The 14,661-nt window shown below is 33.9% G+C and carries 11 protein-coding genes and 1 pseudogene; 7 read left to right on the plus strand and 5 right to left on the minus strand.

From position 1 onward, the window contains the following. The first annotated feature begins 2 nt into the window (after window positions 1-2). The 6 genes from AD60_RS01675 to AD60_RS01700 are packed head-to-tail and all read left to right on the plus strand — an operon-like array spanning window position 3 to window position 7,471. A complete protein-coding gene (locus AD60_RS01675; protein ID WP_103876184.1) occupies window positions 3-305 on the plus strand; it encodes a UxaA family hydrolase in 303 nt (100 codons plus the stop codon). Further along, entirely contained in the window at window positions 298-1,452 is a 1,155-nt protein-coding gene (locus AD60_RS01680; protein WP_103876185.1) for a UxaA family hydrolase, read from the plus strand. Before AD60_RS01675 ends, AD60_RS01680 begins: the two co-directional genes overlap by 8 nt. After that, a complete protein-coding gene (gene larA, locus AD60_RS01685) occupies window positions 1,445-2,683 on the plus strand; it encodes a nickel-dependent lactate racemase (RefSeq protein WP_146048826.1) in 1,239 nt (412 codons plus the stop codon). Before AD60_RS01680 ends, larA begins: the two co-directional genes overlap by 8 nt. A 45-nt stretch (window positions 2,684-2,728) precedes the next feature. Further along, on the plus strand, window positions 2,729-4,147 hold the full coding sequence (locus AD60_RS01690; protein WP_103876187.1) for an aldehyde dehydrogenase family protein: 1,419 nt from the start codon (window positions 2,729-2,731) through the stop codon (window positions 4,145-4,147). Between the two features lie 5 nt (window positions 4,148-4,152). Then, window positions 4,153-5,493 carry an L-fucose/L-arabinose isomerase family protein gene (locus AD60_RS01695; protein WP_103876188.1) on the plus strand — a complete coding sequence of 447 codons (1,341 nt, stop codon included), beginning with the start codon at window positions 4,153-4,155 and terminating at the stop codon, window positions 5,491-5,493. Window positions 5,494-5,515: 22 nt separating this feature from the next. After that, window positions 5,516-7,471 carry an alpha-glucosidase gene (locus tag AD60_RS01700; RefSeq protein ID WP_103876189.1) on the plus strand — a complete coding sequence of 652 codons (1,956 nt, stop codon included), beginning with the start codon at window positions 5,516-5,518 and terminating at the stop codon, window positions 7,469-7,471. On the opposite strand, the gene AD60_RS01705 is transcribed toward AD60_RS01700, so the two are convergent. Together AD60_RS01705 and AD60_RS01710 are read right to left on the minus strand one after the other, a co-directional pair. Next, window positions 7,468-10,926 carry a DEAD/DEAH box helicase gene (locus tag AD60_RS01705; RefSeq protein ID WP_103876190.1) on the minus strand — a complete coding sequence of 1,153 codons (3,459 nt, stop codon included), beginning with the start codon at window positions 10,924-10,926 and terminating at the stop codon, window positions 7,468-7,470. The genes AD60_RS01700 and AD60_RS01705 overlap by 4 nt on opposite strands. Before the next feature lie 80 nt (window positions 10,927-11,006). After that, window positions 11,007-12,014, minus strand: coding sequence for an ABC transporter ATP-binding protein (locus AD60_RS01710; RefSeq protein ID WP_103876191.1), 1,008 nt, complete (start codon window positions 12,012-12,014; stop codon window positions 11,007-11,009). A gap of 278 nt (window positions 12,015-12,292) precedes the next feature. Between AD60_RS01710 and era the strand changes: the two genes are divergently transcribed. Continuing rightward, a complete protein-coding gene (gene era, locus AD60_RS01715; RefSeq protein ID WP_103876192.1) occupies window positions 12,293-13,213 on the plus strand; it encodes a GTPase Era in 921 nt (306 codons plus the stop codon). A gap of 21 nt (window positions 13,214-13,234) precedes the next feature. Here era and AD60_RS01720 read toward each other — a convergent pair whose 3' ends face one another. The 3 genes and pseudogenes from AD60_RS01720 to AD60_RS01725 form a co-directional block, all read right to left on the minus strand. Further along, the gene (locus AD60_RS01720; RefSeq protein WP_103876193.1) at window positions 13,235-13,822 is read right to left on the minus strand and encodes an ANTAR domain-containing response regulator; all 588 of its coding nucleotides are present in this window, start codon (window positions 13,820-13,822) and stop codon (window positions 13,235-13,237) included. A 19-nt stretch (window positions 13,823-13,841) separates the two neighbouring features. Continuing rightward, a pseudogene (locus AD60_RS10655) lies at window positions 13,842-13,991 on the minus strand (hypothetical protein); the annotation flags it as partial. Window positions 13,992-14,102: 111 nt separating this feature from the next. Further along, window positions 14,103-14,528 (minus strand): transposase, encoded by a 426-nt coding sequence (locus AD60_RS01725; RefSeq protein ID WP_233186785.1) that lies wholly within the window; start codon window positions 14,526-14,528, stop codon window positions 14,103-14,105. Window positions 14,529-14,661 lie beyond the last annotated feature (133 nt).

Genomic DNA, 14,661 nt, shown 5'->3' on the forward strand with positions numbered 1-14,661 from the left:
AGATGGTAGAATACAAATTTTTAATCCATAAAGACGGCGATAGTGTTGGAGTTGCAACTGATGACTTGAAACCTGGTGAAAAAATAAAAGGTAGAGTGTTAGAAGGAAGCAAAGAGTATGAAATAGATGTTTTGGATGAAATCCCCCTAGGACATAAAATAAGTCTAAAAGATGTCAACAAAGGAGAAATAATAATCGAATATGGTGAAAAAATCGGTGTTGCGACAAAACCTATACAAAAAGGAGAAGAAGTCCACGTACACAACATACAAAGTATAAGATGGGGAGGCAAAAATAATGGATAACAAAATTTTGGGATATTTAAGAGAAAATGATAAAGTTGGGGTAAGAAACCACGTATTAATAATTCCTGTTGATGATATTTCCAATTCTGCTGCGGTTGCAGTGGAAAATATTATCCAAGGTACGTTAGCAATTCCACATCATTATGGAAGATTGCAATTTGGAAAAGATCTTGATTTATTCTTCAATACAATGATTGGAACAGGAAGAAATCCAAATGTGGCAGCTGCGATAGTTGTAGGAATAGAACCCAACTGGACAAATAAAATTGCTGAAGGAATAGCAGAAACAGGGAAACCTGTAGAGGCATTTTATATTGAAAAAAATGGGGAATTAAAGACTATTGAAAAGATGGCTAGATCCGCCGCCAAATTAGTAGAATATGCTACTAATTTAAAAAAAGAACTCGTTGACTTTTCTGAATTAACAATAAGTCTAAAATGTGGTGAATCCGATACAACCTCAGGTTTAGCGTCTAATCGTGTGGTGGGAAGATTTGTAGAAAATTTTCTACAAGAAAATGGAACCGTTCTTTTTGGAGAAACAACAGAATTAACTGGTGCAGAACACATAATAGCTGAGAGATTCAAAAAAGAAGAAGAAAGAGATAAATTTTTAAAAATTTTCAATGACTACCAAGAACTTATAAAATCCCAAGGTGTAGATTTGTTAGGATCACAACCAACTCAAGGTAACATAGAAGGTGGACTAAGTACAATAGAAGAAAAGGCTTTAGGAAACATTCAAAAAATTGGAAATGCTAAGATAGATAGTGCTTTAGATTACGGAGAATTCCCGGTTGGCAAAGGGTTACATTTTATGAATACATCCTCAGCAGCTGCCGAAGCAGTCACTCTGTTTGCAGCTGCAGGTGCTGTCATTCATCTCTTCCCAACAGGTCAAGGTAATATTATAGGTAATCCTGTAATTCCAGTTTTAAAAATAACAGCAAACCCCAAAACCGCTAATTTCATGTCCGAACATATCGATTTGAATGTTTCAGGCTTACTAAAACTAAACGGTTCTTTAAACGATCACGCTGAGAATTTATGGAATAAGATTATAGAAACCGCCAACGGAAAACTTGTGAGAGCAGAGATATTAAAACACAGGGAATTCGTATTAACGAAGTTATACCCAAGTGCGTGATTTTATGGCAGAAATAATAGTTCCTTTTGGGAAAGATAATATTAAGATAAGTAATATTAAAGATTTTGACATTATTGATGTAGGGGAAAAAAGAAACACCAGTTTAAGTTATCAACAAATGAAAGAAAAAATAGATAAATTTATAGATGGGATATCCTTTCAAGGGATGAAAAATATTGCTGTGGCGATTCCTGATATCACGAGGCCTAGAGTACCTATAGAAATTTTCCAACATATATTAAAAAGATTTTTGAGCTCCTTTCAAGGAAATATAAAAATTTTTGTTGGAACAGGATTACACAATTATCGACTTTCCGATAAAAACGAGTTGATTCCAGAAAATTTGGTTCATAATGATAAAGTACAAGTATTTTTTCATGATGCTAGATCTGAATTCAATATCTATGTAGGTGAAACTAAACCAGGAACACCAGTTTTTATCGAAAAAGATTACTTACTCAGTGATTTAAAAATATCTATAGGTATTGTCGAACCTCATCAATTTGCCGGCTTCTCCGGTGGAGCAAAAGGCGTTGTAATTGGTTTGGGAGGAGAAAAAACTATCTCAAAAAATCATTCATTGCTGATTGACCCAAATTCTAAAACGGGCTTATTAGAAGGGAACCCCATTAGAGAAGACATAGAAGAAGCAGGTAAAATGATAAAAATAGATTATTTAATAAACTTTGTTATGAATGCGAATAATGTACCTATGGAGATCTTCTGCGGGAAAAATCCTGAAAGCTATTTAAAAGCCGTAGAATATTTAAAAGATTTGGTAGGTTATAAAATTGATAAAACCTATGATATGGTTATCACCTCTCCAGGCGGATTCCCACGAGATATAGACCTTTATCAAGCTCAAAAGGCTTTAACCCCTGCAACTTCTTTCTGTAAAGACAATGGGATAATATTATTATTAGCCGAGTGCTCAAGAGGTGCAGGGGAGGAAAATTATATAGAATTAATAAAAAGATTTAAGACACCTGAAAAAGTCATTAAAAATTTTGATTTTGATCACTTCGCAGTGGGGCCACATAAGGCTTTAATATTTGCCAAAGCAGCTCTTAACAATAAATTGTTCTTATATTCCACAAACAAACAATTAACAAAAGAATTAAAAAGAACTTTCATAAACCCGATAGAAGATTTACAAGTATTTTTAAAAAAAGAAGGAGAAACCAAATCAATCGGCATTTTACCAAGAGCTTTACAGCTTTTACCACTATAGAATTTGTGCGTTTCACGGATGGTATAAAAAGGAGGCAAAATAAAAATGGAGATGATTGTTGGTGGCAAAAAGGTTAATAAACCAAAGACTTTAAAAGTTTACAATCCTTACAATGGTGCAATTGTTGATGAAGTACCCGAAGGCGATGCTATGGATGTAGAAAACGCAGTTAATTTAGCTGTCGAAGGAAAAAAGATTATGAAAGAACTCCCATTGCACAAAAGGGTGGAAATTCTATATAATACTGGAATTTTACTAGAAAAAAATGAAAAAAGGTTGTCCAAAATAATAAACGAAGAAGTAGGCAAGACTATAAAAGACGCTCAAGCGGAGGTTATAAGGACAGCCGAATTATTCAAATATGCCGCAGAAGAAGCAAAAAGAATCCATGGAGAAACGCTTCCTTTTACATCTTTAAAAGGTTCAGAAAACAAAAGAGGTTATTACATTTTAGAACCCGTAGGAATAGTTGGAGCAATAACTCCTTTTAATGTTCCTTTATCATTAGCGGCTCACAAAGTAGCTCCTGCCATAGCAGCAGGAAATGCAGTTATAATGAAACCAGCTACTCAAACACCTTTAAACACTATAATCTTAGGGGAACTATTGTTAGAAGCCGGAATGCCTGAAAAAGCGATTAGTGTTTTAACTGGTAGGGGAAGCGTAGTAGGGAATGCTTTAGTAAAAGATCCAAGAATAAGATTTGTTAGTTTTACAGGTAGCGTTGAAACTGGTGAAAATATTGCAAAAAATGCTGGAATGAAAAAACTAGGATTAGAATTAGGTTCTAACTCTGCACTTATCGTAATGGATTCTGCAAATATTGATAAGGCTGTAGCTGCTACTGTTGGAGGAGGTTTTTCTTTAGCAGGACAGGTATGTATATCCGTTCAACGAGTTTTTGTACATGAAAAAGTTTACGATGATTTTGTTGATAGGTTAGTTTCAAAAGTTCAAAGTATAAAATTTGGTGATCCATCGAAGGAAGAAACTGAAATGGGGCCTGTAATTGACGAAGAAAATGCCGTTAGAATTATTGATTGGATAGAGGAAGCAGTATCTGAAGGTGGAAAAATGTTAACCGGAGGAAAAAGGGATTACACATTGGTAGAACCAACTGTTTTGGTTGATACCCCTCTCGAAAGCAACATCATGAAAAAAGAACTTTTTGGCCCAGCGGTAGCTTTGAGAAAAGTAAAAGATTTAGATGAGGCAATTGAATTGACAAATGAAAGTGTTTACGGATTACAAGCAGGTATATTCACCCAAAACATTAAAGAAGCATTTTTTGCCGCTGAAAAAATAGAAGCCGGTGGAGTGATGATAAACGAAGGGCCACGTTATAGGGCTGATTTTATGCCCTATGGTGGATACAAAAAAAGCGGAATAGGGCGAGAAGGAATAAAATTCGCAATCGAAGAAATGTCTGAGTTAAAAGTAATCTGCTTTGATATTGGAGAGTGAAAAAAATGAGAGAAAAAATAAATTTGGGTTTGGTTGGTTTTGTTAGAAGTACCTACGATGCCGATAAAGGTAATGAAATTTACGAAACAGCTGTAAAAGAACTAGAGAAAAAAATTGAAAATATAAACTTATTTGGTTGGAAAGGTGTTATAGAATATCCAGAAGAACTTGACGAAGTCATAAATTTTTTTAACGCAAAAAATTTAGATGGTTTTATCCTAATGAGTGCCACTTTTCATTTGGGACAATTAGCTTTAAAAGTGGCAAAAAACATGAAGATTCCTTTGCTAATTTGGGCATTACCCGAGCCCCCATATAATGGAGGAAGAGTAAGGTTGAACTCTTTAGTTGGTGCTCATTTAGATTGTTCTAACCTTTACAAATCGGGGTTTAATAATTATGAATTCATTTATGGTGATCTAGAAGAAGAACCTTTCATAAATAAAATAAACGCTTGGATAGATTCCTTAAGAATAATAAAAAAATGGTCTAATACTAAAATAGGTTATATAGGAAGTCATGCACAAGGTTTTTATAATATAGATGTTTACGAACCAGATATCATAAAAGAAATAGGTGCTGAAATTGAATACATCCCATTGAATGATCTCTTTTTTAAAAAAGCAAAGGAACAAGAAATTTTAGAAGAAGCGAAAAACATTAATAATATTTACAACTATGGAGACAATATGACAGACGACAGATTGGAAAAGGTAGCAAATTTATCGTTGACTTTTAAAGATCTGGAAAAGTCAAAAAATTATGCTGGAATGGCCATCAGATGTTGGCCAGAGTTTGCTAACACTTATGGCATATCCCCTTGCGCAGCTATGTCGTACTTTATGCCCGAACATATCCCAGTAGCTTGTGAAGGTGATATTGAAGGTTCTTTAGGGATGATCGCTTATAAAGCTATAGGTTGTGATGAAATTTTTCTCGCCGATGTGAGTCAACTTTTTGAGAAAGAGGATTCCTTCTTACTTTGGCATTGTGGGGTTGCACCTTACAATACCTGGGATCAAAAGTCCGAAAAAACATTAGACACTTATTTTGCTGGTGGAAAAGGAGTAACGGTAGGTTTTGTATTAAAACCAGGACCTGTTACTATTTCCAGAATAGACTATTCAAGAGGAAAATTCCGTTTGTTAGTCTTTGAAGGCGAAGCTTTACCGATGGACAAAGAGCTCAAAGGAACGTTTGTAAAAGTTAGGGTTCCAAATGCTAAAAAAATTTTTGAAACAATGGTTTCTAAGGGTGTTGCGCACCATGTAGTGTTGGGATATGGTAATTACGCACAAACACTTAAAAATGTCGCCAAAATAAAAAATTGGGAAATAATCGAATAAAATACATAGTGTGGTGAATAGGATGGAAATAAAAGAACTTGATAACAATATAAAAGTCTTCGTTAACAATTTTGAGCTTATAAATACTCAAGAGATTAGTTATGGGAAAGGTTCACCGCATATCAAAGAACATCAAGGACATTTTAAAATAAAAGAAAACCCGAAAATATTGGGAAAAGGTGACTGTAAAATAGAAACAAATTTACTTTCTGAAAATATATTAGAAATGACCATCCAAGTCCCAGAGGAATATAACAGAATAAACATTAAACTTAACACTTCTAAAAGTGAAAAGATATTTGGAGGGGGTGAGCAGTATACCCACTTAAACCTAAAAGGGAAAAAATTTCCCATATGGGTACAAGAACAAGGGGTAGGAAGAGGATATGATTTAATATCCATAGTCACTAGATTTAAAGGTGTGAGTGGAAGTTGGTATACAACTTACTTTCCTTCCCCTATTTTTCTATCCACTTTGGGGTATGCGATAATATTTGAAACGTACTCTCCAATGGTAGTTGATTTAAAAGGTAAAAGCTCAAATTTTGAAGTTTGGGATAAAACAGTAAAATTGGTAATAATCGAAGGGGATAGTCTAAAGAAATTATCGAAAGAAGTGAGAAAATATTTTAATACCGATCACACCCTTCCAAATTGGATTCATGGTACATTGATTGCCTCACAAGGAGGCACAAAAGAAATAGACAAAAAAGTCGATCTGTTGATAAAAAATGAAGTCCCTCTTACCGCTGTGTGGAGTCAAGATTGGTCAGGTACCAATATTACATCCTTTGGAAGACAAGTTTATTGGAATTGGGAATACGATAAGAAATCATATCCTCAACTTCCAGAAAAAATAAAGGAACTAAATAAAAAAGGTATAAAATTCCTCTCTTACATTAATCCCTTTTTGATTGAAGGAAGCAGATTATACAATATTGCCAAAGAAAAAGATTATTTTGTCAAAAATTCTTCAGGAGAAATATATAAAATATATGTAACTACATTTCCTGCAGGACTTATAGATCTAACTAATAAAAGAGCCTACGAATGGTATAAAGAAGTTATAAAAAACAACATTATAAATATCGGAACATCTGGGTGGATGGCAGATTTTGGAGAATATCTTCCGGTAGACGCTGTTTTATTTTCTGGAGAAGATGCAATTAAATATCATAATAAATACCCTGTAGATTGGGCAAAATTAAACTATGAAGCAATAAAAGAATCAGAAAAAAAAGATTTAATCTTCTTTATGAGATCGGGTTTCTTAGATTCAGTATCTTACTGTCCTATTTATTGGGCAGGAGATCAAAACGTCAATTGGAGCAAAAGTGATGGAATCGCCTCGGTTATTCCTGCAGCGTTAAGCCTTGGCTTTAGTGGTGTGGAATTCACTCACTGGGATACAGGGGGTTATACTTCGTTATTGTGGATGAAGAGAACTCCAGAACTTTTTATGAGATGGGTTGAATTGAGTGCTTTTTCTTTAATCATGAGAACTCACGAAGGAAACAGACCTGACAACAACGTGCAGTTTGATACCAATAGGGGAATTTTAAAACATTTTATCTGGATGACTAATGTACATTATATGTTAAAAGATTATTTGAAAAACGAAATACTCAAAAGTAAATTGGAAAAATTACCTGTAATACGACACATTTGTCTAAATTATCCAAAAGATCCGCAGAGTTATTTACAACAATATGAGTATTTATTAGGAGAAGATTTGCTAATAGCTCCAATTTTACATAAAGGATCAACAGAAAGAGAATTATATTTACCTCGGGATAATTGGATTCACCTCTGGAGCCAAAAAAACTACGAGGGTGGAGAATATGTAAGAATAAAATCTAATTTAGGTTTTATACCTGTTTTTATCAGAAAAGAGTCTCCTTATCTGAACGAGATTCTTTCTAAAATTGATGAGGTAAAGAAAAAGTTCAAAATAGACGAAAAAAGTTTTAAACCTTAGTTATCCAATTTAAATAAGTTCTTTATCTCCTGGTTGGATAACTCAGTTATCCAACTTTCTCCCGTTTTTATGATATTTTCAGATAACTCTTTCTTTTTTTCGAGCATTTCATTTATTCTCTCTTCAAATGTTTCTAAGGTGATGAATCTGTGAACTATCACGTCTTTTGTTTGACCAATCCTGAAAGTTCTATCTGTTGCCTGACTCTCCACAGCAGGGTTCCACCAGAGATCGTAATGTATAACGTGATTCGCAGCAGTCAAATTTAATCCCGTACCCCCAGCTTTTAAAGACAGGATCATAATTGGATATCTATGCTTTGTTTGAAAGTCGTTTATCATTTCGTCTCTCTTTTTCCTGTTGAGCCCTCCATGAAAAAATAGAGGTTCTATCTTAATGTTGTCTGTTAGTATCTTTGTTAATATATCTCCCATCTCTTTGTATTGAGTGAAAAGTACTACTTTTTCGTTGTTGTCTAAAATATTTTGAAGTAGGTCCAATAATTTCTCTGTTTTACCAGAATCATCCGGTAAAGGGGCTCCTTTTTTAGTGTAGTTAACAGGATGATTGCAGATCTGCTTGAGTGAAGTCAACATTTTAAGTATTAATCCTTTTCTTTGTATACCGTCAGCTTCCATTTTTTCTAACTCTTCTTGTACGTGTTCAACAACCTCTTTGTAAAGCGCAATTTGTGAAGGTTTTAAGTATACATATTCGTCATATGTGAACTTTTCCGGAAGGTCTTTTATGATATTTTTATCAGTTTTAATTCTTCTTATCAAGAATGGGTTTATCAAACTTTGTAATCTTTTGGTTGCCGTTGTATCCCCGTATTTTTCAATAGGTTTTGCGAAGGTTTCTACAAAACGATTCTTCCCACCCAAATATCCAGACATAAGAAAATCGTACAAACTCCATAATTCGGTTAATCTGTTTTCTATGGGGGTTCCTGTCATTGCGAGCCTCTTTGGAGCACGGAGGGCTTTTACCGCTTTGGTTTGTTGTGTATCTGAATTTTTTATGTTTTGTGCTTCGTCTATAACAACCATTGAAAATTCTTTTTTCATTAGAAATTCAACGTCGTTTCTTACTACACTGTATGTCGTTATAATCACATCAGAATTATCTTCGAACTTTCTATCGCTTCCATGGTAAATGCTTACATTCAAAGTAGGTGCAAATTTTTCACACTCCTTATACCAATTCCCAACAAGTGTCGTTGGACAAACCACTAAAACTGGATTTTCTAACGATTTTTCTTCCTTCATTTTGAGAATTACAGAAATAACTTGGATCGTTTTACCTAACCCCATATCATCTGCTATACAGACGTTGAAACCTTTTTCTAAGTTCGTGTACAACCATCTGAATCCAGTTTTCTGATAATGCCTTAACTCTGCATTAAGATTTTTTGGCAATCTTACCGGAGAAACTTTTCTCAACTCTTCTAAAAACTTTTGAAGGTTGTTATCTAATATCACGGGAAGACCGTTCATCTCTTGTGAAAGTATAACTTTCAAAGTTTCAAAGTCTGAGGTTAAGTTTATATTCTTGACCTTTTCCATAATAGCTTCAAACTCGTTGGCACCTAAAAACACGTAATTTTCTTTTATCTTAACTATTCCTTTTGATCTTTCCGTCAACTTTTCAAACTCTTCAAGTGAAATTTCCGAATCGCCTATTAGTACAGCGTAATTGAATCGTATGAGCTTGGACAAAGATAAAAAGGATACGTGACTGCCTGTAGAATTCGCTTTTAGGGCAAGTTTTGGTCTTGAAACCTTTTGAAGCCCTTTTGGAGCTAGTATTTCAACGTTCAGTAGTTTCAATATGGGCATGGCATTTATCATTATTTCCGATAACTGTTCCGTATTGACCATTATTTTAGAACTTTTCTTCTTTAAAAACTCACCAAAAAATTCAGCGTATTTTGCAATAGTTACAATCTCTTTCAAGACCTCTGACTTTCCATCTTCTTGGCTTTCAAAGAAAGTTTTTATATCTTGGTAAGTATCAAAAGGCTCATCTTTTCGGTAGATATCGAGTGATAGGTTGAAAAACAACTCTCCCATATCTTCTATACTAATAACCAATTGATACTTGCTTTGCCTCAAAAGTAAAGGTTCAAGATAGTTCTTTATACTTTTGTAGGTTCTTTTTTCTTCAAATTTTTGGGTGGTGTACACTTTGGATTCAAAGAACACATCGGTTATTTTATTCTTCACTTCCGATTTGTAATACTTTTTTATGAGATATTTGATGTACTGGGATACAAGGTACTCAACGATCTTGTCCCTTTTCATATACTGACCTTTTTCATTGATTACTAGGTCCCCGGGGACGATAGAACTCAAATAATTAACGTAATCCCTTACATAATCGTTAAAGTAAACAGGTGAGTAATCGATAACAAAATCTTCTCTGTTTATCTTTTGTGGAGTGGGAATAAATGCCTTCATATCGATAAGCTTGTATACGAAAGAAACCAATCTTTTTAAAAATAGCGATGCTTCACTGTCCTCATCAGTTTCCACAAGAGGTATAGATCCCAATAAATCGAATAAATCTTCATAATGCACCGTATAATAGCCCTTTTCTTTTTTGCATTCTAATTCTTCTAACGGTTCACCTTCAAAAATTATATTGGGAGTAATGGGAGAATAAATAAATTTAATATCAGTTTCTTTGAAATATGGGTTGAACTCTTCATCTACCCTTCCATCTTCTTCGTTTATCGCCTTTGATAATTGATTGTACATTCTCAACAGAAGGTTTTTAAAATTCTTTCCATCGTAAAAATAGGCTTCATCAGGTAGTAGGTTTATAACCTTTTCTATCTCATATTTTTCATACGAAGGATCTGGTTGTTCCATCGGTTTGGTAGGTTCTTCCTTTTTATCTGTAAAGATAGAATCAGAAGTTTTTTCTGTCTCTTTAGCGATTTCTATTAAATCTTTCTTTTTCATGCCGTGCATTTCGAAGATCAAAAAAGGGTCCTTGTCTATCTCATCTGCTATAATATAGTAAATGGCTGCCAAATGTTTACAAGGATTTGCCCAATCAGGACATGAACAATGTGCATCTATCTCATTCCAACTTTGTGGGAACAACTTTATTCCCATATTTTTGGTAATATCTAAAAGTTCTTCGGGAAGGTTCCCACCAATTAACATAGCAGAAAGGTCTAATCTTTCGTTTAGTACCTTTTTGATTTTTTCTTTCTCTTCTTTCGTAAAAGAAGGTAAAGCTATCTTTTCCCTATAAGGATTTGGCCTCGTACCTTGAACCCTTGCTGATATTACAGAGTTTTTTTGAATTTTAATCTCCAAAACCGCCCCTTTTTTTGCATAACTTCTACCTCGTGGCAACCTGTTAGTATCACTATCGATATTTTTCAAGGCCTCTACCCATTTTTTACCCCACCAACTCTTTCCAAAAACGTATTTTCCTCCCATTTTTGCTTTTTCTACCTTCCTTCGAATTACTTTTTAAAAAGGGATTTTGGAGGTTTCTCTCCAAAATCCCTTAGTTTAGCTTATAAAAAATATTTAGGATTAGTTGGAATAAAATTAAATTTCTCAGGTGCATTTTTATGTATCAAGAGTCTGATGGGCTTTCCATGGAAATCGCATTCTACCAAGTTATGAGAAGAATCATAGATATGGCTTTCTACTATCTGAACTTCGAATCCTTCGTCTTTAATGACTATTTCTTCAGGTCTAAAGCATAACTTGTAATTACCATCTTCTTTATCCACTTTTAATTTATTTAATACGCTGCCATCTTTGACTTCAACGTCTATTGTGTTCAATCCTAATCTGGAAGTAAGTTCCATAACTTTTAAGTTTGATGGGTTCTGGTAAACATCGAAGGTTTCTCCAAACTGCAAAAGCTCTCCATCATCCAGTATAGCAAGATAATCACTTACCGACAAAGCATCTTCAGGATCACTGAAAACTGCTATCGTTGTTTTACCTAATTCTTTTATAAATCTTTTGAGCAAAGCTCTCATTTCTACGTGAAGCTTTCTATCCAACTGACTTAGCGGCTCATCAAGGAGCAACAATCTGCAATCGTGTAATTTTTCTCTCCCAAAGGCAATCAACTGCTTCATGCCTTCAGGCAATTCATCGGGCTTTATTTCTAAATAATTTGGTAAACCATCTAACTCTTCTGCCTCTTTTATGGCTATCTTGTACACTTCTTTTTTCTTTTTCCCACCAATGTACAAAGGGAAACCTAAATTCAATTTCGTATCTAAATGAGGAAAAATGGCATAGTTTTGAAAGACAAACCCGACTTTCCTGTCTCGTGGGGAATACTTCTCTATCCTTTCGTCTCCAAAGATAATTGCTCCAGATTCAGTTTTATTCAAACCCGCAAGAGTTCTTAATAGTACCGTCTTACCCGAACCTGAAGGTCCTAAAATAGCCAAAACTTCTCCTATTGGTAATTCAAAAGAGATATTTTTTAGCCTGAATTCACCAACTTGGGAATTTAGATTTTCTACCTTTAAAGAAACATCATTGGTTACTTCGACCATTTTTTCACCTCCTTTACCAGATAATAGAGCAAAGATTGAGGTTACTTTTTCACTGAAATTATAACATATTTAATTTGGGATTAATTATAATATTTATGATTTTAGAAATTTTAATTTTAAAAAGGTAAAAGTGCTAAGCCATCTTTTCCGTTCTGGAAGCGAAATGCAATATAACCCAGTTTGACAAATTGCCTTTTATAACTTGACTTTTGCTTAATACTACACTAGAATATAAATAATGAGTGTGATTTTTCAAATATAGTTTTTTGGAGGAAAACATGGAAAACAAGAGTTTTAAAAGTGGCTTTGTTGCCTTGGCAGGAAAACCTAACGTCGGGAAATCAACATTGATAAACGCTTTGTTGGGCCAAAAAGTGGTTATCGTTTCTGACAAACCGCAAACCACAAGAAATAGAGTAAACTGCATATTAACGGAAGATCATTATCAAATAGTTTTTGTCGATACACCGGGTATTCACAAACCTATAAGAAAAATTGGGGAATACATGGTCAATATTGCAATAAATGCATTGAAAGGCGTTGACCTGATACTTTTTATGATTGATGCAAAGGATGGCTTAAGAAATTCAGATTTAAGAGTTGCCGAAATAGTCGATAAATCAAAAATTCCTACCATTCTTCTTGTCAACAAAGTTGATCTAGTAAAAGACAAAGAAAAGATTAACCTGATGACTAAAAAAATAAAAAGTTTGTGTTCAAATATACTTAAAACCATTGAAATTTCCGCTTTAACGGGTAAAAACCTTTTTGAATTAAAACAAAGTATTATAGATCTATTACCCGAAGGTCCACAATACTACCCAGAAGATATGATCACGGATAAACCGTCAAGGTTCATCATTTCTGAGCTAATTAGGGAAAAAATCTTTCATTTAACAAAGGAAGAGATCCCTCATTCAAGCGGGGTAGTTATAGAAGAACTGAAAGAAAGAGAGAACGGCGTTTTGTACGTAAGAGCAGAAATTTATGTTGAAAAGAACAGTCAAAAACCTATTATAATAGGTAAAAACGGAAGCATGATTAAAAAGATCGGTCAATTGGCAAGACAAGACATAGAAGAACTTTTTGAAAGAAAAGTCTACCTCGATCTTTACGTAAAGGTTCGTGACAAATGGAGAGACGACAAAAATATTTTAAATAACATTATGGAATACAAAATAGAAGAAATAAAAGATTGAAAATAGACTGCTGTGTGCAACTTAATCAATTCTAAAAGCCTTGTCAGCTTCTATAATCTCCTTTGCAACATCAATTAACTTTTTATTGGAATTTCTACTCTTTTTTTGCAAAAATTTCATAGATTCTTCTTCGTTCAATCGTAATCTTTCCATGACGATACCTTTGGCTTTTTCTATTAATTTTCTTGATTCCAAAGTTTCTTTGGTTATTTCTAATTCATTTTTTAAATTCTTAATATCCTCAAATCTAGAAAGAGCGATTTCAATCTCAACCTTCAAATCTGATTCATCTATAGGCTTTATTAAGTACCCCAAGACTCCTAGATTTTTTGCTTTATTGATCAATTCTTCATCATCGTAGCCGCTTACAATCAATGTGGGAATAAAAACCTTCTCGTTTATCTTTCTTAATGCCTCCAAACCATCCATAACAGGGAGATTGATATCGGCTATAATCATATCTGGCTTTTTTTCTAAAGCTAATTTGATCAACTCTTTACCGTTTGTAGCTTCTCCAACTACTTTACACCCTAGAGTTTCTAAGTTACTTTTTAACCCCATTAAAATTAAATATTCATCCTCGGCAACCAATACTTTCAAATCCTTCATAATTTAACCCCCAACATCTTCAAATTTTCTCCATTTCTTCGATGGGAATATTCGTATTAATCTGTTTTACTGGGATTTCAATTCGTACTTTGGCACCGTTAGAGTTTTCGACTTCTATTTCCCCATTTAGTTGTTTGGTAATTATAGAATATACGATCGATAAACCAAGCCCCTGGGTGGCTCCTTGTCAAATATGGTTGATAGAATAGACTGAAGAGATGATGAAAAGGGTAATACAGCTTTTTTTGTTGAGTAGTTTCAGCTCAGAAAGGATAACTGTTTACAATATAAAGAATAATCTTACAGGTATCTTTTTATTGTTATTCGTTACCTCTTCCTCTATCTTTATACTTTCTCTTAGCTTTTTCTGTGCGTCTTTTACTACATGAAAATGGTCCGCTACTACTTTCACTCCAGCTAATTCTTCTTTGACTGCATTCTTAAACGAGACTCTCATATCGAGAGCTGCTTCTGTTATCTTTTGCCATCTATAACTTATCTTCTCATTTCTGAAGCTTTTCCCTGTTTTTTTACACATGTGTCTTTGTGGCCTGTGTATCAGATATATTCTTTGTGTTCCAACTTTGCCAGCCTTGATGATCCTTTCTTTTGCTTTACCGTTACGTACTATGTATTCTCGCTTGTCTTTACATCCTTTACATTTATACGGGCATTCTGGTATCTCTATCTTTTTCGAATATTCCACTTCAAAATAAATCTCTCCCTCTTTTTCAAATCTTTTCTTTCTTTTAACTTAAAGCCTTTATCAATACCCAGTATTTGTGCTATAATTTTGTTGCTTATGATATCGCTCCTCTCTCTTTTTATTTTTTTGTTTT

The organism is Petrotoga sp. SL27, from assembly GCF_002924605.1.
In the GTDB taxonomy this organism is placed as follows: Bacteria; Thermotogota; Thermotogae; order Petrotogales; family Petrotogaceae; genus Petrotoga; species Petrotoga sibirica.